The sequence below is a fragment of the Acaryochloris sp. 'Moss Beach' genome (assembly GCF_021497025.1).
Lineage (GTDB): Bacteria > Cyanobacteriota > Cyanobacteriia > Thermosynechococcales > Thermosynechococcaceae > Acaryochloris > Acaryochloris marina_A.
In genome coordinates, this window is the sequence record NZ_CP071717.1 from 2,620,905 (window position 1) to 2,640,790 (window position 19,886).

18 protein-coding genes are annotated in these 19,886 nt (G+C 47.8%); 11 read left to right on the forward strand and 7 right to left on the reverse strand.

Annotated features, from left to right (window positions below; translation table 11 throughout):
- Positions 1–56: 56 nt before the first annotated feature.
- A complete protein-coding gene (locus HRE53_RS12245) occupies positions 57–320 on the reverse strand; it encodes a Mo-dependent nitrogenase C-terminal domain-containing protein (protein WP_212663677.1) in 264 nt (87 codons plus the stop codon).
- A 484-nt stretch (positions 321–804) separates the two neighbouring features.
- Between HRE53_RS12245 and HRE53_RS12250 the strand changes: the two genes are divergently transcribed.
- From HRE53_RS12250 to HRE53_RS12260, 3 genes are all read left to right on the forward strand, one after another.
- Positions 805–2,214 carry a chloride channel protein gene (locus HRE53_RS12250; RefSeq protein ID WP_235110750.1) on the forward strand — a complete coding sequence of 470 codons (1,410 nt, stop codon included), beginning with the start codon at positions 805–807 and terminating at the stop codon, positions 2,212–2,214.
- Positions 2,215–2,365: 151 nt separating this feature from the next.
- Positions 2,366–2,569: a hypothetical protein gene (locus tag HRE53_RS12255; protein WP_212663679.1), complete on the forward strand. Its 204-nt coding sequence runs from the start codon at positions 2,366–2,368 to the stop codon at positions 2,567–2,569.
- Between the two features lie 41 nt (positions 2,570–2,610).
- Positions 2,611–3,282, forward strand: a complete 672-nt coding sequence (locus HRE53_RS12260) for an HAD family hydrolase (protein WP_235110751.1) — start codon at positions 2,611–2,613, stop codon at positions 3,280–3,282.
- Positions 3,283–3,336: 54 nt separating this feature from the next.
- Here the strand turns inward: HRE53_RS12260 and HRE53_RS12265 are convergent, their stop codons facing one another.
- From HRE53_RS12265 to HRE53_RS12285, 5 genes are all read right to left on the reverse strand, one after another.
- The gene (locus tag HRE53_RS12265) at positions 3,337–3,798 is read right to left on the reverse strand and encodes a hypothetical protein (protein ID WP_212663680.1); all 462 of its coding nucleotides are present in this window, start codon (positions 3,796–3,798) and stop codon (positions 3,337–3,339) included.
- Positions 3,799–4,117: 319 nt separating this feature from the next.
- A complete protein-coding gene (locus HRE53_RS12270; RefSeq protein ID WP_235110752.1) occupies positions 4,118–4,447 on the reverse strand; it encodes a type II toxin-antitoxin system PemK/MazF family toxin in 330 nt (109 codons plus the stop codon).
- Entirely contained in the window at positions 4,435–4,695 is a 261-nt protein-coding gene (locus HRE53_RS12275; protein ID WP_235110754.1) for an AbrB/MazE/SpoVT family DNA-binding domain-containing protein, read from the reverse strand. The genes HRE53_RS12270 and HRE53_RS12275 overlap by 13 nt, the downstream gene beginning before the upstream one ends.
- A 179-nt stretch (positions 4,696–4,874) precedes the next feature.
- Entirely contained in the window at positions 4,875–5,252 is a 378-nt protein-coding gene (locus HRE53_RS12280) for a hypothetical protein (protein ID WP_235110756.1), read from the reverse strand.
- A gap of 76 nt (positions 5,253–5,328) precedes the next feature.
- Positions 5,329–6,537: a HEAT repeat domain-containing protein gene (locus HRE53_RS12285; protein WP_235110757.1), complete on the reverse strand. Its 1,209-nt coding sequence runs from the start codon at positions 6,535–6,537 to the stop codon at positions 5,329–5,331.
- Positions 6,538–6,780: 243 nt separating this feature from the next.
- Between HRE53_RS12285 and HRE53_RS12290 the strand changes: the two genes are divergently transcribed.
- The 8 genes from HRE53_RS12290 to HRE53_RS12330 all read left to right on the forward strand — a co-directional run bounded on the left by HRE53_RS12290 (position 6,781) and on the right by HRE53_RS12330 (position 19,446).
- Entirely contained in the window at positions 6,781–8,697 is a 1,917-nt protein-coding gene (locus HRE53_RS12290; protein ID WP_315876474.1) for a ferredoxin--nitrite reductase, read from the forward strand.
- 75 nt (positions 8,698–8,772) lie between these two features.
- The gene (locus HRE53_RS12300) at positions 8,773–10,365 is read left to right on the forward strand and encodes an MFS transporter (RefSeq protein ID WP_212663684.1); all 1,593 of its coding nucleotides are present in this window, start codon (positions 8,773–8,775) and stop codon (positions 10,363–10,365) included.
- Positions 10,366–10,756: 391 nt separating this feature from the next.
- A complete protein-coding gene (locus tag HRE53_RS12305; protein WP_235110758.1) occupies positions 10,757–12,565 on the forward strand; it encodes an iron uptake porin in 1,809 nt (602 codons plus the stop codon).
- Positions 12,566–12,892: 327 nt separating this feature from the next.
- Positions 12,893–15,118 carry a molybdopterin oxidoreductase family protein gene (locus tag HRE53_RS12310; RefSeq protein ID WP_235110759.1) on the forward strand — a complete coding sequence of 742 codons (2,226 nt, stop codon included), beginning with the start codon at positions 12,893–12,895 and terminating at the stop codon, positions 15,116–15,118.
- 314 nt (positions 15,119–15,432) lie between these two features.
- The gene (locus HRE53_RS12315; protein ID WP_235110760.1) at positions 15,433–16,911 is read left to right on the forward strand and encodes a leucyl aminopeptidase; all 1,479 of its coding nucleotides are present in this window, start codon (positions 15,433–15,435) and stop codon (positions 16,909–16,911) included.
- Between the two features lie 347 nt (positions 16,912–17,258).
- Entirely contained in the window at positions 17,259–17,921 is a 663-nt protein-coding gene (locus HRE53_RS12320; RefSeq protein ID WP_235110761.1) for an NAD(P)H-dependent oxidoreductase, read from the forward strand.
- Positions 17,922–18,033: 112 nt separating this feature from the next.
- A complete protein-coding gene (locus tag HRE53_RS12325; RefSeq protein ID WP_212663689.1) occupies positions 18,034–18,267 on the forward strand; it encodes a hypothetical protein in 234 nt (77 codons plus the stop codon).
- A 6-nt stretch (positions 18,268–18,273) separates the two neighbouring features.
- The gene (locus HRE53_RS12330) at positions 18,274–19,446 is read left to right on the forward strand and encodes a trypsin-like peptidase domain-containing protein (RefSeq protein ID WP_235110762.1); all 1,173 of its coding nucleotides are present in this window, start codon (positions 18,274–18,276) and stop codon (positions 19,444–19,446) included.
- On the opposite strand, the gene HRE53_RS12335 is transcribed toward HRE53_RS12330, so the two are convergent.
- A complete protein-coding gene (locus tag HRE53_RS12335) occupies positions 19,441–19,857 on the reverse strand; it encodes an NUDIX hydrolase (RefSeq protein ID WP_212663691.1) in 417 nt (138 codons plus the stop codon). The two genes, HRE53_RS12330 and HRE53_RS12335, sit on opposite strands and share 6 nt — an antisense overlap.
- Positions 19,858–19,886: the final 29 nt, after the last annotated feature.

The window sequence follows — 19,886 nt, forward strand, 5'->3', positions numbered from 1 at the left end:
ACCCCCCTAGGGGAAATGATCTACAGAAGATACCCCCAGAGGGTTTGGGCTGGATATTATGCGAGTGATTCAGTGTTTTGCTCCGCCAGGAAGCATAAGGCTTGAAATCTTAAAAATGTGAGCTGCTCATAGAACGGATTCAGCTTACACAGGGGCGGAATGCGCATCACCGGATGTCCAAACACTGCAATGGTTCGCGCAAACGGGCACTGGGCAGGTATAAATCGACAAAGCCAATTGGCTTGGCGACGATCATCAACATGAATCGTTTCCAGCCAGTGGCGTATGCCATCTAGAAGGTGGATATTGAATTTGATCACGACTGTAGGCTCCTGGTCACAGAGCAACAATGGTTACTTCTGTGAAAATTGAGAATAAATAATGAGGCTTGGTATTGGCCTGAAGCGTTTTGCTCGGAGAATAGCGTGACTGACTAATCGCTATCATCACGTTCGTTTGTTGCCACAGGAAATATTGCCACTCTTCATCCTATAATTAAGCCCAAAAAATTCAGTATTCGTCACTACAGAGTGCAAAAGAATTTTTTGTGACAGCATTTTTATACAGCTCAGTTTTCTCTAGCCATGCTCAGGTGTACTGCCTTATGAGGGTATGACCACCTGTCTTGTACATGTAGATTCTGCATGAAATGCATGTAGCGCTTGCTAGCACGCCGCCGTCTTGGTGTGTATAGATACGAAAGTCAAGGGAAATTCTCCGTAATCTGCCTAAATACCCTTCAAATGCAAGGCAATTGTTTTGGCAGTCGATGACCGCCAATCGGTAGATGGAGATTGAGCATTGATGACACAGACCCTAGCCAGTGGCCCAGACGAACAACATCCACTTTCGGTCCCGTCCACATCCCCTGAAGCGGTAGAAAAACGCGAACTGACCTACTCTCAATTGGTCATGTGTGCCGCTCTCATTGGTGTATTTGGGGGACTGGTTGCCACAGCGTATTACTTTGTTTTAGAAACCCTGATGCATGGCGTTTGGCATACCATACCCGATCGGGTAGTGCCCTATTTTCCCAGTTGGCTCCCTCAAAAACACTACGTTTGGATTGCCTCTACCATCGGTGGCTTCTGCGTCGGGCTTGTTCTGTTCTTTATGGGCCTGCCAGGAGAGATGGCCCAGGTCGTCGATAAAATCCATAGTCCTGGCAAAATTGATATCCGCAAAACCCCAGCCATGATTATTGCGTCTTTGGTGGCGATTACCTCAGGGGGTAGTGCCGGGCCAGAAGCACCTTTGGTTCAGGTGAATGGCAGCTTTGGCAGCTGGTTGGGAGAGAAATTGCAGCTCACCACCACATCAGTGCGTGTGCTGACTTTTTGTGGCATGAGTGCAGCCTTGGGTGCTTTTTTTGGAGCGCCCATTGGTGCAGCCCTATTCGCTTTAGAAATTCCCCATCGCAAGGGTCTGGAATATTACGAAGCGATTGCCCCAGCCGTCGTTTCCGCGATTTTTTCCTTTGCTGTCTTTCGCATCAATACGGGCATGACCATTGGCGGTTTCTATCATTTCGAAACAGTGCCGCCTTTAACCCCCATCAACTTACTGGAAGGATTAGTGCTGGGAGTGATTGGTGCTGGGGTTGCAGTGATGTTTATCGGCATATTTCGCTTGGTGGGCCATTTGCTCGCTCCCCTAGAACATTCTCGAATTCTCTTAGCCACCCTGGGGGGGCTAACCATTGGTTTAATTGCCTTGGCCTTTCCCCAAACACTATTTTTCAGCGAAGAGCAGATTCATACAGTAATCGAAACGGGCGCAACCCTGGGGATTAGCTTTTTGCTGATGATCGCGGTGGCCAAGATGTTTGCCATTAGCGTGACGCTTCATTCTGGCTTTTTAGGGGGATTTATTTTTCCGCTCTTCTTTATTGGCGCAAATGTTGGTCTGGCGATTTCCCTGATGGTGCCTCAGGTTCATCCCACCTTAGGTATGGTCTGCTTAATGGCTGCCGTGAATGTGGCGGTGACGAAAACTCCCGTCAGCACCAGCATTATTTTGAGTGTGTTGTCTGGAACAGCGATGCTGCCTGTCATTGTAATTTCGAGCTTTGTAAGCTTTTTGCTAACGAGTCAAATTGCCATGATCAAAACCCAGCGGTCCCGAGAGTTAGAAGGATTTCCAAATCCTGCTCTCTTAACCTCTGAACCGACTCCTAGCTTGGCGTCTAGTCCCGCATCTCTAGCAATCGAGTAGGGCTGCTCAAGCCTGCCGTCCTATCGATCTGACAAAATTTGGGAGTTCCAACCATTGCGTTAAGCAATATCCATTTCTGAACGACTCAGTCAAGCTTGGTCATAATGGTTGTATTCTCTCAAGTGGTTTACAACTAACCATTAGACACATAATGTCGGATTCCATTTTTGCGCTGTTTCTGGGATTTGGATTTATCTGGATCATGATGGGTGTGGGAGGTATGGTTTTGCTGATGAAGTCTCAAAACCAACCTCTCCGCTTTAACCGGGATGGCATACTCGTCTTCCTGCCCATTGTTTTAGTATTTCTGATTGCCCTCAGCTTTGGGGCAGTAGTATTAGCCAAAAGTGGCTAGAAAGTAGCATTCTTCCTGAAGGCATGACCTTGGTGTTACTCATGAAACGTCATATAGATGCTGTGATCTTTGACCTCGATCAAACGCTGCTGGATCGTGAACGGTCTTTACGAGACTTCATCAGTTGGCAATGTCACGGCATGCTGAGTCCATACCTTGAGAATAAATTGGATTTCATTGCTCGCTTTATCGAGCTAGATGCAAATGGCACCCTTTGGAAAGATAAAGTCTACGCTGCTCTCATTGATGAGTTCACTTTGACAGAGTGGTCTGTTAATGAGTTGCTGGGCGTCTATGAAACCTGTTTTTGTGCTTTTGCTGTTCCAAGAGAGGGGGGAATTGAGGCTATTCAACAACTCTCGAAGAAATACAAACTTGGTGTAATCTCCAATGGGATGTCACCCTTTCAGGAACGCAATTTCACAGCGTTGGGAATAGCATCATTATTCAAGAGCGTCATCATTTCCCAAGCAGTTGGCCTCCGCAAGCCAGACCCTAAAATCTTTCTGCTTGGGTGCCAAGAACTCGGGGTATCTCCGCAAAGAACGATTTACGTTGGAGACAATCCGATCTCGGATATCAACGGTGCAATCAACGCGGGCTTGCATACCATTTTTGTGACAACCGACTTATACCCTGAGTGTAGAAGTGCCCATGGGATTTGTTCAGATCTAAGAAGCCTGCCATCTATTGTGGAAACGCTTGCCGGTTGAAGAATCGGGTAGAACGGTTACCAATACAGGTGTGGGTATGAGTTCTGTGCCAACTTAGAAGGTAGATTTCAACATGAAGTCAGCATTGATCTCAAGTTTGGCATCTGGTTTACTGCCGTCATAGAAATTGACATCTTGTGTACGGGCCATCCAACAAATTTTGAAGATATTGCTGGATTGAGACAATATCGACACGAGATTATCACGCAAAGGTTGATGTTCGTAATAGTAGAACAGCGCAGAGCATGCATCTTCGTCATCGTTTGATGTTCCAGGATGCTTGAACTTTTGTCCTACAAGCTTTGAGGCATCAAATTGGGCCAATTTGATGCCAAGCTCAGCACTGGGCCGGGCCGGGTATACCGATGTATCTGCATTGAAGTGAGCCCCCTCTTCTGTCGCTTCAATTTCAAACCAGAGTGTGAGATTGTCACTTTCTCTAACCGTGAATAAATGGGCAGATTCAATCGGAAATACTTCAGTACCGTTAAAACGAGTGATGGTTAACTGATTCATGTTCGTTCTGTAATCTTGACGACCTACTGAAAAGCCCAACTAAACCTGGGTAGAAAGAACACTCTAATCAAATAGATGTCTTGCTTCATCAAAAATTGGCAGTTCATTGAACCACTTCAAATTTGCGGCCAAACTATGAGGAACTTCAATATCGATACTTTTACTGTCCTGGCCAATTTCACATCTAATTCCCCAAAAAGATTTTCTTCTCGGTTTTATCCTTCTTTTGTCACTTTAGATAACTGAAAAATAGAATATTCTTAGTTTTCATGTTTCTGATGAGTGATGTCAAATTCAAGCTGTACTGGCTATATCCAGTCTATTCAGCAAACATCTCAGCCAAGATCGATAAGAGCATTTGCTGCTCATCTTGATTGATCTGACCTAGCTTTTTGACTAATCGTTTTTTATCAACTGTGCGAATTTGATCCAAAACAATTTGTCCATCCTTTCCCTGAAATTGGCAAGCAACACGCGTTGGATATTGCCTTCCTTTTGTGGTCATGGGAGCGATGATCCCTGTGGCAATGTATTGGTTCATCTCGTTAGGAGAGATCACAATACACGGTCGCGTCTTCTGAATTTCACTCTCTACTGTCGGATCGAGGTTAACTAGAAACACATCAAAACGCTTGACTACCACTCCCATTCAGTATCATCCCAGTCGGTAGTGTTGACTTCATCTAAAAACACATCGTCATGATGTTGGGCCATGGAAGCAAAAGCTGCATCCCACCCAGCACGAGAACATTCAGCAGTACGAATGGTTAAGCAGTCTCCTTGCACGGTAATCTCAACCTCTCCATTGAGACCACTTTGCTCTAATAAAAGCTTGGGAATGCGAATACCCTGGGAGTTGCCAATTTTAACGATGCGGGTCCTAATAGCTGTATTCATCTTAGAATGCTTACAAGCGTCAATGTAATTACACTGTAGCTACCAAGAATTTTGGTGTCAAGTGCAGTGAAAAACGGGCTAAAACGATAGGCAGCTGTATCATTACTCCGTCATCAATGGTTTAAAAACTTAAACTGTGTGAGACATTGGCTAAAATCATTCCACACATCCATCGACACTCAACACTCCAGAGATTCTGCTTCATCCAAGGTTTTCATTTCATTGAACCACTTCAAATTTGCGGCCAAGTGATGAGGAACTTCAATATCGATACTTTTGCTATCTTTACCCACCTCACATCTAATTCCTAAGAATATTTTCTGCTCAGTTTTACCCCCCATTGAACCCTTCCAGAAATATCGATATTTCAGCCCTGGCATGGTATCTAGTGGACGAGATCCCAGAATTTTTCGAATGGCTTTGTAAGCGGTATGCGTAACTGCAAAACGATAATTTTTGATTAGGTCATTTTTAGGCACAGCAATAATTGCGAAGTAGCCCTCATCTGTTTCAAGGGCATCAATAAATTCAATCATTCCCTTGCTAGAATCACGCATCGATCAGAAAGCCGCTGGGGTTGAATATTTCTATGGTGCCACTGGGTATCGGTTCAGTGCTGCTAGCTATTTTGACTCACCATTCTTGGAGTGCGATCGCAACTCCGTCTCGCACATCTTTTTCCACCGTATCGTCTTCTGCTAAAGCCTGGAGCTTAGTGTAGGCAAGCTCTGACGAGATTTGTTTGAGGGCTGCGATCGCATGGAGTCTCACCCCCATATCCGCAATCCCTAATAGCCGTATCAATTCTGGTATCGCTGTCGTATCACCTAATTGTCCCAGGGCACTGGCAATCGTTTTATTTAAGGTCAGATCCACACCGGGGTGATGATGCAGGCAATAAATCAACGCCTGAGTAGACACCCCTTGCAATTCTGGTTGGCGATGGAGGGTTAACGCTTTAATAATCGCTTCTGCTAGGTTTAAGTCCTCATCATCAATCACCTGCAGGGCAGACGTTGTATGGGGCCAAAGCTTCTGTAAAAACCGCACAGACTGGTCATTACCAATCTGGCCCAGGGCCTGAATAATCGTTAGCTTGAAGGGGGCAGGGATATTGTCAGCACTAGCCGTCATCCGTAACGCCTGAGCAGCCGTATCAGTACCCAACCGTCCCAGGGCCAATGCCGCCCCTTGGCAGACTTGGACATCCACATCAGTGAGAAACGGCTGAATCAACGCCACCGGATCATGATCATGCTCATAGAAGAGGTGAGCACGATAACTAATACTTGCGATCGCAACTTGGCGAACCTGGGCACTTAAATCAGCTAATCCCTGGAGTAAGACTGGGATAATTTGTGGATCATGAAATCGGCCAAGCGTTTCGATCACCTGCAGGCGAACCGATGCATCTTCGTCAGCAACCGCCTTGATTAAGATCGGCACAATCACTGCATCTTGCATTTGCGACAACGCAGAGACCACCAGCCCCCGAGCAGGGGATGATTCCAGTAATGTGGCTAATGCATCTATAGATTGTGGGCCAATTTGGGCCAGCATTTGGGCGGCGATTTCAGCAACATCATCATCATCCGCTTCTTGCAATAGCTGCGTTAATGCCATCACGGCATCCGCATGATTAAACTCGCCTAAGATTCGGGCCACAAACCATTGCAGCTCAGGATCATCGGCGTTGTTCTGGAGAAGATCAACCAAAAACGTGATTGCTGGTTCTCCAAAGTCAGGAATTTGCTTAGCCGTTTCCCAACGAGATGCGAAATCTCCTTGTTCTAGCTTCGTTAAAACGGATATGAGTTCACTCACAGCGGTTGGTGATTGCATGCCACTGCTATTCTCTCCAAACTGATTAAACAATTTGTCGATAGATATGCAATTTCAGCATATCTGATTTGCAGAAACTACATATAGGCTATCACTTTCGTAACGACGGATACGAACGATCGCCATTGGAGTCGCTAAGTTAGTATCCCAATCGCAGAAATTGATGATGTTCAATTTTTGATTGGTAATGACGCGAGTTCAAAAGGATCAAACGTGAGTAATACCGCCCCAGCCGCGCCCAAAATGAATAAATTTGAGCGCTTCAAAGCGGAAAAAGATGGTTTGGCAATTCTGCCTGAACTGTCCCACTTTGCCCAGATCGGTTGGGAAGCCATGGATGACACCGACCTCACCCAACGCCTCAAATGGGTTGGATTATTCTTCCGCCCCGTCACCCCTGGCAAGTTCATGCTGCGGATGCGGATGCCCAACGGTATTCTCAGCGGCGGCCAAATGCGCGTCTTGGCTGAAGTGATTCAGCAGTATGGCGAAGATGGCTATGCCGATATTACCACTCGCCAAAATATCCAGTTGCGCGGTATTCACATCGAAGATATCCCCGATATTTTTAATCGATTCCAGCAGGCGGGTTTGACCAGCATGCAATCGGGAATGGACAACGTCCGCAACATTACCGGATCCCCCGTCGCTGGCCTGGATGCCAATGAACTGATTGATACCCGCGGTCTGGTCCGCAAAGTCCAGGACATGATCACCAATAACAGTCAGGGCAACCCCGCCTTCACCAATCTGCCTCGGAAATTCAACATTGCGATCGCAGGTGGTCGCGACAACTCCGTCCATGCCGAAATCAATGATATTGCCTTTGTTCCGGCTTATAAAGACGAAAAACTAGGCTTTAATGTCGTCGTCGGTGGCTTCTTTTCGGCTAAGCGCTGTGCCCCCGCTATCTCAATGAATGTTTGGGTCGATCACACCCAAGTGGTCGATATCAGCGAAGCCATTCTGATTGTTTACCGCGACAATGGTTCACGGGCCAATCGCCACCAATCTCGGATGATGTGGCTCATCGAAGAATGGGGCGTCGAACGCTTTCGAGCGGCTGTAGAAACCCAGATGGGTGTCACCCTCCAATCCGAAGCCGACAAAGATGAATTTGACTGGGACAAACGGGACCATATTGGCGTCCATGTCCAGCAACAACCTGGCTTGAACTTTGTGGGCATGCACGTCCCCGTGGGTCGTCTCTATGCCAACGATATGTTCGAGTTTGCCCGGATGGCCGAAGTCTACGGCAGTGGTGAAATTCGGCTCACCGTTGAGCAAAATGTCCTCATTCCCAATATTCCCGATTCTCGTCTTGACTCCTTTTTACAAGAGCCTTTGTTAGAGGTCTTCTCCATCAACCCCGATCCCCTCACACGGGCCTTGGTGTCCTGTACCGGCAGCCAGTTTTGTAAGTTTGCTCTGATAGAAACCAAAAACCAAGCCGTAGCGGTGATTAATGATCTAGCAGATGAGCTAGAAGTCCCTAAACCCGTGCGTTTTCACTGGACTGGATGCCCGAATTCCTGTGGTCAACCCCAAGTCGCAGATATTGGCTTAATGGGCACCAAAACCCGCAAGGATGGCAAGACCGTCGAAGCCGTGGACTTATTCATGGGAGGCAAAGTCGGTAAAGATGCCGTACTCGGCGAAAAAGTCCAGAAAGCCATTCCCTGTGACGAACTCAGAGGCGTCTTAAAAGATATTCTCATTCAACAGTTTGACGCTCAACCCCGATCCACTCCCCGCCCATCCCAAGGGACGGCCGGACTTTCACGTCAACGCAGTTTGCACGGCACGGTGAGCCAAAACGGTTCTGCGCCCCCTGCTGCTGTCGTTCCGGCAGTAGCGCCTCCTGCACCAGTGGCTACACCCGCTCCGGCGGCCCAGCCCGCTGTGGTTCAGTTTGCAGCATCTGGCAAGGAGGTCAACTGTGATGACAGCCAATCCATATTAGAAATTGCGGAGGCTGCCGGCGTTGAGATTGAAAGCAGTTGCCAGTCTGGCAGTTGTGGCACCTGCGTCGCCAAGCTCGTTGAGGGTGAATTCCGATACGAAGCCGATCCAGACGGCTTAGGAGAAGATGATGCCGCATCAGGGCATATCTTGACCTGTATTGCCTACCCAGTCGGCAAAGTAGTCTTGGATGCCTAGTTTAAGTTTGTTTTTGGCTTATCGCGTCGTTTTTAGCTGATTTAGTTTTTTCATTCCTGTTTTGGAGAAGAATGCATGTTGACAGAAATGTGGTCGTTTAAGGGCCGCTACAAAATCCTACACATGACTTGGTTTGCGTTTTTCCTGTCCTTCGTGGTCTGGTTTAACTTCCCACCTTTTGCTACCACGATTGGCCAAGAATTTGGGCTCACAAAGCCACAGCTTGGAACCATTGGTCTATGTAATGTTGCCCTCACGGTCCCTGCCCGCATCATCATTGGCATGGTGTTAGACCGTTATGGACCGCGTTTGACCTACTCTCTGCTGTTAATGTATGCAGCCATTCCTTGTTTAATTTTTGCTACCGCCCAAGGCTTTACTCAATTGGTGATTGGCCGATTGCTCATGGGTATTGTGGGGGCAGGATTTGTGATTGGCATCCGCATGACTGCCGAGTGGTTTCCCCCCAAAGAAGTGGGAACAGCAGAAGGCATTTATGGAGGATGGGGTAACTTTGGTTCTGCCTTCTCCGCCTTTACCATGGTTCTGGTTGCAACTGCCTTAAGCTTCATTCCAGGTGCTTTCAACTTTGGCGAAGCTCAAACCTTTACTGTTTTGGGTTTATCTTTCTCTAGCTCAGTGTTGAACTGGAGAGCAGCCATTGGCGGCTCGGGTATCATCGCTGCGATTTATGGCTTCATCTACTATGCCAATGTCCAAAATACCCCTCCTGGAAAAGTTTATCAACGTCCTAAAAGTGCTCGAGGTCTAGAAGTCACTTCTGTCAGAGACTTCTACTTCCTGATGGTGATGAACATTCCTTTAACTGCCATTTTGATGGTGCTGGCTTGGCGATTAAATAAAGTCAATTTCTTGACCCCATCCGCCATGTACATTACCTGGGTAGCTCTCTTTGGTCTCTATGCTTTCCAGTCTTACAACTGCTGGAGTGCCAATAAAGACTTGCTCTCAGGCCGGAAGCGCTATGCTCCTGAAGACCGCTATAAGTTTAAGCAAGTTGCCATCTTAGAACTGACTTACATTGTTAATTTTGGTTCTGAACTAGCTGTTGTAACTATGCTCCCTGCTTTCTTTGAAGGAACCTTTGGCCTCGACAAAGCCATGGCCGGTATTATTGCTTCTAGCTATGCCTTTATGAACTTGGTTTCCCGACCTGGTGGCGGTATTATCTCTGACAAAATGGGTAGCCGAAAGTGGACGATGGTTATTCTCACGGGCGGCATGGGCATTGGTTATCTACTCATGAGCCAAGTCACCAGCAATTGGTGGCTACCCGCAGCCGTACTATTGACAATGGCCTGTTCCTTCTTCGTCCAAGCCTCCGAAGGATCTACCTTCGCGATTGTGCCTTTAGTTAAGCGCAGAGTCACGGGTCAAATCGCTGGCAACGTCGGCGCTTACGGTAATGTTGGCGCTGTTGCCTACCTCACCACTCGCCTGCTGTTCGTAGATGGAGCTGGTGCAACTCCCAATATGGCTGCTGTGAACTCTAGCTTTTTCCAGGTTCTAGGAACTACCGGTTTGATTGTCGCTTTCCTCTGTATCTTTTTCCTAGAAGAGCCTCAAGGCTCTTTTGCTGAAAGTCATGAAGGGGAAGAAACATCAACTAATAGCCCTGTAGGGATCAAATATCCAACTACTCCATAGATAGATATCCATCTTTAACGGATATCAAAATTTAGGTTACTCTTGGCAAAAACGAGAGATTTGTACAATCTACAAATCTCTCGTTTTTTGTTGGCAAAAATCATGTTCATTCATTGAACTAAAGGCTGATAGTAACTCAATAGACTCATAATTTAGACATCAATTATTTTTAGAGAAAGATTGTTATCTTTACCTCAAGATTTATAAATATGTCCATTTTTTATATGCGAAAAATGCATATAATTTGTGCGAATTATTCATATCTTTATCCTTATTTGTTCGAAGAGATACAAATCGGGATAGAGGTATTCATTACACTTAGCGGACGCTGAACTTAATTAATATTCTTCAAGTTCCGCTCAATAATTCGGTGTGAGGTTACTGAAACAACATGTCAAAACGTTTGTCCTGGTATCGGCTACTTTTTAATACCAGCGTTTTAGGAATTGCAATGGTCAATTGCATTCCTGCCCAAGCAGCACCCGAGACATCTAATCTTGATGTTACGGCTAAACAATTGGACATCACTCCCAGTGAGGAGGTCATCCCTACAGCACTACCGTCTGTAGATGAGGCCCTGGAACTCGCGCAAGCAGTGGAAACACCCACTCTAGCCAGTCCCCCTACTTCTATTGCAGACATCGCTGGCAATCAAAACGATCCGTATTTTCCTTCGGATCCGAGTTTGCATGCCTCTGACGCCTCTCTTGGTCAGGTAACGTCTGTCTCCCAACTGTCTGATGTACAGCCTGATGACTGGGCTTTCCAAGCCATTCAGTCTTTGGTGGAACGCTATGGATGTGTGGCTGGTTACCCCAACGGTACATTTCGTCCCAGTCGAGCCATGTCGCGACGTGAAGCTGCGGCGTTGGTCAATGCTTGCTTAGATAACTTGAGCAATCGGTTTGCCACGAAAGAAGATTTGGATGCCCTCAAAGCGTTGCAAGATGAATTTGCCGCTGAACTCGCTACCCTTAGAGGCCGCGTCGATGGTTTAGAAGCGAGAGTCGCAACCGTAGAATCCCAACAATTCTCTACCACCACTAAATTAAACGGGGAAGCTATTTTTGCTTTCAGTGGTGTTGCTGGCGATAACGCCACTACTGGTGCTGATATTAGTGGGCGAGTCTCTCTAAACCAGAGAACCCGTTTAAATTTCATCACCAGCTTTACCGGTAAAGATCGGTTATATACCCGACTACAAACTTCTAATCGTCCTGTCAACTTTAGCGACGGTGCTATCCCTGGAATTATTGACAATACAGGGACTCTGCAAACTCGGGTTGCCTTTGACACCGGCAACACCAACAACAGCGTTATCCTCGATCGCTTAGACTACAAATTCCCCATTGGTGACAAACTCAATGTTACGGTCTTTGCCAATGCGGCCTTCCACCATTACTACGCCACCACCGTCAACCCTTACTTTGAAGGATTTGGTGGCGGTAAAGGTGCCCTCTCATTCTTTGGTGAGCGCAACCCCATCTATCGAATTGGTACGGTTGCTATTCCCAATGTTGCGGGCGTCGGCACCTCTTACATGTTCAACAAGGAAAATGATTTTCGCCTTGACTTAGGCTACTTAGCGGGTCGTGCTAACCAAGCAACAACCACGGCCTTGGCCAATGGCGAAAATGAAGGTGGGTTATTTGGTGGGACCTATAGCGCTTTAGCTCAACTCAGCATTAAACCCACAGAAGGATCTCAGGTTGGCTTAACCTATGTCCGTAATGAAGCCCCTGATGGCTTAATGAGGTTTGGCACAGGAACCGTCTTTTCCAATAATCCTTTTGGCGGTGCTAATAATATTACTGGTGATTCCTTCGGCTTTGAAGGAACCCTCAAATTAGCAGATTGGGTCGCTGTCGGCGGTTGGTTTGGCTATACGATTGCCCGCGAAGACAATACCACCAATAAAGCAGACATTATCAATGCTGCCATTAACTTTGCCTTTCCTGATCTCGGGATGGAAGGAGCCACCGGTGGCTTAATTGTTGGAGTACCGCCAACAGTAATTAATAATGATGTCGCTGCTAGGGAGAACCCCGATCAAACCTTCCATTTGGAAGCTTTATATTCCTTCCCTGTTAATGACTTCATCACCATTACGCCTGGCGTGATTTATCTCATTAATCCTGAAGGTAACTCCGCCAACAGTGACATCTTAGTCGGTGTTATTCGGACGACATTTAAGTTCTAAACGCCTCCTCAGAATAGATAGAAGTTGATGACCTAGGGAACGAAAAATTTTCGTTCCCTAATTTTTTTACCTGCTCTAATCTTTGGGATAGTTTTTCTAACTCCACAACACGGTCTCCAGGCTTGAAGACCGATCACATGGGCTTTATTGCAAAATTAGTGCATTTACAGGGGCATGATTAAAGTGCATACAAACAATGTTGAGAACGCATTACTCAGATCAGGAACCGTAGCTAATCTTACAATTTTTGCCTGAAATGTTGATGATAATGATGTTGGATTGCTATTTCGATTTTTTTCTCTGATCCTTGATTAATACAAAACAGTTATGACTGAACCTGTCAAAACTTTATGTCCTTACTGTGGTGTCGGCTGTGGATTAGAAGTACTGCCTCCGGCTTTGCCAGGTAAGCCTGTCAATCGAGATAGCGCGGGAACCCCCATCTGGCGAGTGCGAGGCGATCAAGCCCACCCTTCCAGCAAGGGCCAAGTTTGTGTCAAAGGAGCAACGGTTGCCGGCGCATTAGATAAAGATCGGCTGCGCTACCCGATGATGCGGGATTCTCTAGACCAACCGTTTCGGCAGGTCACATGGGACGAAGCTTTAGAGCGGGTGGTGAGTGAACTGAAAACCGTTCATACCAACCAAGGTCCAGACGCCATCTGCATGTACGGCTCCGGGCAGTTTCAAACTGAAGATTATTACATCGCTCAAAAGTTATTGAAAGGTTGTCTAGGCACTAATAATTTTGATGCCAATTCTCGTCTTTGCATGTCTTCTGCAGTGGCAGGGTATATCCAAAGTTTTGGCTCTGATGGCCCACCTCCTTGCTATGACGACTTGGAGCTGACGGACTGTGCTTTTTTAATCGGGACTAATACAGCAGAATGTCATCCTATCGTTTTTAATCGGTTGCTCAAGCATCACAAGAAAAACCGCCACGTCAAAATGATTGTGGTTGACCCTAGACGTACCAAAACAGCAGAGAAAGCCGATCTGCATCTGGCCATTAAGCCTGGCACAGATATTAATTTGCTCAACGGCATTGCCCACTTGCTGATGCGTTGGGGGAAGTTTGACTCCCTATTTATTGATGAATGTACTTCTGGTTTCGCCAGTTTTGCTAGTGTTATCAGTCAATATCCACCGGAATTAGTTGCCCGAGACTGTGGCATTCGTGTTGATGAACTCGAAAAAGCAGCCCAATACTGGAGCGAATCCCAGCGGGTACTATCCCTGTGGTCCATGGGAGTCAATCAATCAACGGAAGGAACGGCCAAGTGCCGCACCATCATTAATTTGCATTTGATGACGGGCACCATCGGTAAACCTGGTTCAGGCCCTTTTTCTTTAACCGGGCAGCCGAATGCCATGGGAGGCCGTGAAGCCGGTGGATTATCTCATATTCTGCCCGGGTACCGGGTCGTCAAGAATCCTCAGCATCGTCAGGATGTAGAAAAAGCCTGGCAACTACCAGAAGGTAGTATTTCTCCTCAGCCCGGTTTAACAGCTTGGGATATGATTCTAGGTCTAGAAAACCAAAGCGTCGGTTTTTTCTGGGTAGCTGCAACCAATCCCGCTGTTAGTATGCCAGATATTAAACGCACCAAAGCGGCGTTATTGAAATCTCGGTTTACGATCTGTCAGGATGCTTACTATCCCACAGAAATGGCCGATTATGCCCATGTGTTGCTACCGGCAGCCCAGTGGAGCGAGAAAACGGGCATCATGACGAATTCCGAACGCGTAGTCACCTATTGTCCTACTTTTCGAGAGCCCGTAGGAGAAGCCCGAGCTGATTGGGACATTTTTGCTGAAGTCGGACGTCGCTTAGGGTTTGAGCGGGAGTTTGCCTTTGCCAATTCTGCAGAGGTGTATACCGAGTTTGTGAAACTAACCCGCGATCGCATCTGCGATATGAGCGGCCTCAGCCATGATCTCCTGAAAAATGGCCCCATTCAATGGCCCTTTCCCGCCTGTGCCCTAGGCGATACCATCGATGCCACCGCAACCGGCAAACGACTCTATACCAATCATCGATTTCCCACAGAAGATGGCCGGGCCCGGTTCTCATCCTTTCATGCCAAAGGATTGGCTGAACCCCCCGACCCTGATTATCCTTTTGTACTAACGACGGGCCGCCTCTACGGTCATTGGCATACCCAAAGCCGCACGGGACGGATTGAGAAGGTGGCGGGGATGTATCCCAATCCCTTCGTTGAGATCCATCCTCGGGATGCCGCCCGTATTGGCATTCAGGAGGGGGAAGTATTGGAAGTGCGATCGCGTCGTGGCTTTGCTCGCGTTCCCACCAAAATTACCAAAGCCATTGCCCCTGGCACCGTCTTCATTCCCATGCATTGGGGAGCTTTATGGGCCAAACATGCTGAGGTGAATGCCTTAACCCATCCTGAAGCCTGTCCCATCTCTCTAGAACCAGAGCTGAAGGCCTGTGCCGTTCAGCTTATCCCCGCTAGCGCTTTACCTGCAGATTCTGAAGAAAATGCTGTGGAACGACCTGCTGCATCCCTCGTCGCTCCTTCCCATTCTTAAAGCGATCTATAGCAATGGCCTGTATCTCGGCGACTAGAAGTCTGCCAGGAGAATTCCCTAAAATGACTGCCCTCAAAAAATCTTAGGGCAGTCTTCTCAGCCCAGTCAGGCTTGGGGGAACCCAAAACTCCAATCAATTCAGACGGGTGATGCAACATCCTTCCGAGCTGCTTATCTATCTAGCCAGACAGACATGTGTTCTCGACGGAACTGATTGCTATGATCAGAACTACGGCTTGGCTTTTGGGAGGAAAATCTCGCAAAGTCAACCACTTACGGTTTGAACATTCAGCGTTGAAGGATATGGGTTGAGGATGAAGATTCAGGCAATTGATACAGTAGCTGCAGACTGGTCAGGCGATTATTTAGGCATTGGTTTTTTTGAAGATTCCACAACAATAGAGGCTTATTTAACTCAGCTAAACCAACCCCTCAGGGACGTCCTACAAGATCTAGTGAGTGAAACTGAATTTCAAGGCAAGGCTGGGGAACAGCCCTGGACCCGAATTGCAGGAAAAGGCTCTATCCGCAAAGTCATGCTCATTGGCCTTGGCTCCCAAGAAACGTTCACATTAGATAGTCTTCGCCAAGCCGCCGCCACCTTTGCCAAAGCAGCCCAAAAGCAAAAAGCGGCCTCTGCAGGCTTGCAGTTACCCCTTTGGAACGACGATGCTGCAGCCTCGACCCAAGCCACGGCAGAAGGCATTGAACTTGCGTTGCATCAAGATATTCGCTTTAAGTCTGATCCAGAAGCCCAAAAGTCTGGGGAATACCCTCACGACATCAACCTGTTAGGTTTGGCCAATCAAGCTGCCGCCATTGAGACAGCCCAGCAGATTTGTACAGGGGTCCTGCTGACCCGTGAACTCGTGGCAGCCCCAGCCAATGTCGTCACCCCCAGTGCTTTAGCAGAAACCGCAGCCCAAATCGCCGCCGACCACGGCCTGACCCTAGAGGTTTTAGAACGAGAAGAATGCGAAGCTCAGGGCATGGGAGCTTTTCTGGGTGTTTCTCTCGCTTCTGACTTGCCGCCCAAATTCATCCACCTGACCTACAAGCCCAGTGGTACCCCTCGCCGCAAGCTGGCAATTGTGGGTAAAGGCGTCACCTTTGACTCCGGCGGCCTCAATCTCAAGGTCGGGGGCAGCGGCATTGAAACTATGAAAATGGATATGGCGGGTTCTGGTGCTACGTTGGGAGCTGCCAAAGCGATTGGCCAACTAAAACCCGATGTTGAAGTTCATTTCATCGTCGCAGCTGCCGAAAACATGATTAGTGGTCATGCCCTCCGTCCCGGCGATATTTTGACGGCATCCAATGGCAAAACCATCGAGATCAACAATACAGATGCTGAAGGACGGCTCACCCTAGCCGATGCCTTGGTCTTTGCCGAAAAACAAGGCGTCGATGCCATCGTTGACTTGGCCACCTTGACCGGAGCCTGTATCGTCGCCTTAGGCCATGACATTGCCGGCATGTGGACCCCAGAAGACAGCTTGGCAGAAGAGCTGACCCAAGCATCTGACCAGGCAGGAGAGAAGTTTTGGCGAATGCCCCTAGAGGAAAAGTACTTTGAGGGACTAAAATCTCCCATCGCCGATATGAAAAACACGGGTCCTCGTCCCGGTGGCTCAATTACAGCGGCTCTATTCCTCAAACAATATATTGAGAACACCCCTTGGGCGCACTTAGATGTAGCAGGCCCAGTCTGGACTGAGAAAGAAAATGGCTATCTCAATGTGGGTGCTACGGGTTTTGCCGTGCGAACCCTGGTCAATTGGGTAATGGGGTAATCAGTGGATTGTCCTATGGATTGATGCCTACTAAGGCAACATCAATACCCGCCTGAAGCAGCATCCTGGACAGGTTTCATCAGCTGACGCATCCTAGATCTAAAATATCGACTGATGAGGGTTAGCGAATGCAACCTGTCCAGCGTAAAAATCACGATACAGCTTGTGCCTGTCAGGCGCCATAACGCCCTGTATAGAAGGAGTGTTGACATGAGATACATTCAAACATAGCCTAGATATTTCTCGCCTGTAAAGGCTCTCAGCGCGCTCTGAATGATGAGCAAACTTTTCACAGCGTACAACTATGTAATGCTCTTGGCGTCTACCCATCTCTAACCTATTTTTTTATGAGTGATTCCATCCTTACCCCAGAACAGCTCCTTCACCAACTGAAATGGCGCTACGCCACCAAACAATTTGACCCAGCCCAACAAATACCCGCAGCCACTTGGGATGCCCTCGAGCAAAGTTTGGTCCTCACCCCTTCTTCATTTGGACTACAACCCTGGAAATTTTTTGTGGTCCACAACCCGCAAATCCGCCAGCAGCTAGTGGAATATTCTTTTGGCCAGACTCAAGTGGTTGATGCGTCCCACCTAGTTGTGCTCGCCATTAAAAAATCAGCCAATGCAGACGATGTGGATCGCTACATCCACAGAACAGCGGAAGTTCGCCAAGTTGAGGCGGAAACCTTAACAGGATTTGCCAACGTCATCAAAAACTTTTTAGCCAATCCCAATAACCCTGACTTCGATGCGGATAATTGGGCAACCCGGCAAGTCTATATTGCTTTAGGCCAATTAATGACCAGCGCCGCAGTACTGGGTATTGATACTTGCCCCATGGAAGGCATTATTCCTGCCAAATATGATGAAGCCCTAGGCCTTACTGAGACTGAATACCGCACAGTCCTAGCCTGTCCTGTGGGATATCGTCATGCTGAAGATAAATATACCGCTCTCCCTAAAGTCAGGTACAAGCAAGAAGAGATCGTGGCCCATATTTCTTAAGGCATAGCTTGTTTAGAGGCAAGATTTGATCTAGAGATCTCATCGTTCCAGTCTATTCAACCCGCAAATCTGTCTAGACTAAGATGAGAAAAACATCTATGGGTGTTTCGCCATGGCCTTAGAACCCTGTCAAGTTTGTGGTGCTTTAAATAGTACTGAAGCAGAAATTTGCCTCAGTTGCGAATTTCCAACCAAAGGTCGTCGTCGTCCTGCTATTTTCCAATGGGCTGCGATTGGCTTATTTGTGCTGTTCACGATTCCCTTAATCATGACCGTGATGCATCAGTTTAAATCCAAGCCCCAGACGCCATCCCCCCAGCCTGTCTCTCTTCACCTCCCTCGATAACGTTTGATGATGACCCACCTGAAATTACCCCGTCGCCGCCTGTTACAAATGGCAGGTGGCATAGCATTGACACTACTGTGGCCGCACCAGGCCTATGGCCAAACTGGACGACAGGTACGAGATATTGCCAAAGCCGTAACGGTCTTGGTTTCCCCCCAAAGCAGTTCCGGGTCAGGGGTCTTGATCAAGCAGGAAGGCAGCAGCTACTACGTACTCACGGCTAAGCATGTCATAGAGTCTACTGGTGCGGGGGAAGAGGCGGATGTGATCACTGCCGATGGCCAATCTCATGCCGTTAATACTCAGGCTATCTTGTACCTATCAGGGGTCGATTTAGCCCTGATTCGATTCGATAGTGATCGCAACTATCCGGTCGCCACCCTGGGTAACTCGGAATCCATCACCGAAACGGATACGATTTACATCGCTGGATTCCCATTACCCGGCCAAGCCATTACTTCACCTACTTTCACCATTACTAAGGGGGCAATCACTGGCAAGGGTCAATACCAACGGGGATACGGTCTAATTTACGACAACGTCACCCAACCGGGCATGAGTGGTGGCCCTATTCTTAGTGAAACTGGACAAGTGATTGGCATTCACGGCTTAGCAGAGGGTGAACGCGTGCAAGGAGTAGCTGTCAAGGCAGGCTTGAACTTAGGCGTACCCATCAATACGATTCTGGACCTTACACCCCTGGCCCTTAAACCAACTCCTCTGGCGGCTTCATCTCCCCCATCTTCAGCCCCTGTAGCCTCCGCAAGTGGAGCAGAACAAACCTTTCGCGCTTTTCTAGATCAGCATTATGCAGCGATGGCCCCTTTAATCGAAACGCGGGATGCCGCTCGGCTATTTAACTATATGCCGATCGATAAGGAACGCTTTCGCTACAGGCAGCATACTGGATTGGTCCAAAACTACAACGATCGGGTTGCTGGAGCTTCAGCGTTTTTCTCCAAAAAACCAGCCAGACAAAAATGGAAACTCTCTTACGAAATTACTGATTTACAAATGCCCACGGCGGATCAAGCCATTGTCTCTCACATCGAAACGGTAAAATGGTCCAATTGGCCAGGCTTACTACGAGGGGTATTCCGCCGCCGTGAAACCACCTCTTGGGAGCGTATCAATGGCCAATGGAAAATTGTCTCGGTGGAAGAAGGTGAAAGGCTATAGATTGAGCCATTTTTCAAACTTTCCCAACATCTTCCGCAATGACTTCATCTCAACCAATTTATACGCTTTAGCGACAGAGACCACCCGCCTTTCCCGCTCATGGTCTTCTTGCCATCGGCCATGAAGCTGGGTCACCACCAAAGGAAACACCTGCACAGTACAGGTACTTCCCCATTTTTGATGAGCATAGGTGCCGAGCGGTTCTGTGGCAATCAAACCTTCAATCCCCGCTTCTTCCCATGCCTCTTTTGCTGCCGAATCCCAGGCCGTTAGATCCGGTTCAATTTCTCCTTTAGGAATAATCCATCGACCTCGCTTACGGGATGTAATTAAGACCACCTTCAAACCATCCGGCTGAATGAGGTAAGGCAAGGCAGCAGAGTGCTGATAGAGCCCATCAACTGGTTTCATAACAGGTCACTCAAACGTTATAGGGGCGA

Excerpts from the sequence above, each read along its gene's own strand:
- HRE53_RS12250 (WP_235110750.1), top strand. The coding sequence starts at position 805 with ATGACACAGACCCTAGCCAGTGGCCCAGACGAACAACATCCACTTTCG.
- HRE53_RS12255 (WP_212663679.1), top strand. The coding sequence starts at position 2,366 with ATGTCGGATTCCATTTTTGCGCTGTTTCTGGGATTTGGATTTATCTGG.
- HRE53_RS12260 (WP_235110751.1), top strand. The coding sequence starts at position 2,611 with ATGAAACGTCATATAGATGCTGTGATCTTTGACCTCGATCAAACGCTG.
- HRE53_RS12265 (WP_212663680.1), bottom strand. The coding sequence starts at position 3,798 with ATGAATCAGTTAACCATCACTCGTTTTAACGGTACTGAAGTATTTCCG.
- HRE53_RS12270 (WP_235110752.1), bottom strand. The coding sequence starts at position 4,447 with ATGGGAGTGGTAGTCAAGCGTTTTGATGTGTTTCTAGTTAACCTCGAT.
- HRE53_RS12275 (WP_235110754.1), bottom strand. The coding sequence starts at position 4,695 with ATGAATACAGCTATTAGGACCCGCATCGTTAAAATTGGCAACTCCCAG.
- HRE53_RS12280 (WP_235110756.1), bottom strand. The coding sequence starts at position 5,252 with ATGCGTGATTCTAGCAAGGGAATGATTGAATTTATTGATGCCCTTGAA.
- HRE53_RS12285 (WP_235110757.1), bottom strand. The coding sequence starts at position 6,537 with ATGCAATCACCAACCGCTGTGAGTGAACTCATATCCGTTTTAACGAAG.
- HRE53_RS12290 (WP_315876474.1), top strand. The coding sequence starts at position 6,781 with ATGAATAAATTTGAGCGCTTCAAAGCGGAAAAAGATGGTTTGGCAATT.
- HRE53_RS12300 (WP_212663684.1), top strand. The coding sequence starts at position 8,773 with ATGTTGACAGAAATGTGGTCGTTTAAGGGCCGCTACAAAATCCTACAC.
- HRE53_RS12305 (WP_235110758.1), top strand. The coding sequence starts at position 10,757 with ATGTCAAAACGTTTGTCCTGGTATCGGCTACTTTTTAATACCAGCGTT.
- HRE53_RS12310 (WP_235110759.1), top strand. The coding sequence starts at position 12,893 with ATGACTGAACCTGTCAAAACTTTATGTCCTTACTGTGGTGTCGGCTGT.
- HRE53_RS12315 (WP_235110760.1), top strand. The coding sequence starts at position 15,433 with ATGAAGATTCAGGCAATTGATACAGTAGCTGCAGACTGGTCAGGCGAT.
- HRE53_RS12320 (WP_235110761.1), top strand. The coding sequence starts at position 17,259 with ATGAGTGATTCCATCCTTACCCCAGAACAGCTCCTTCACCAACTGAAA.
- HRE53_RS12325 (WP_212663689.1), top strand. The coding sequence starts at position 18,034 with ATGGCCTTAGAACCCTGTCAAGTTTGTGGTGCTTTAAATAGTACTGAA.
- HRE53_RS12330 (WP_235110762.1), top strand. The coding sequence starts at position 18,274 with ATGATGACCCACCTGAAATTACCCCGTCGCCGCCTGTTACAAATGGCA.
- HRE53_RS12335 (WP_212663691.1), bottom strand. The coding sequence starts at position 19,857 with ATGAAACCAGTTGATGGGCTCTATCAGCACTCTGCTGCCTTGCCTTAC.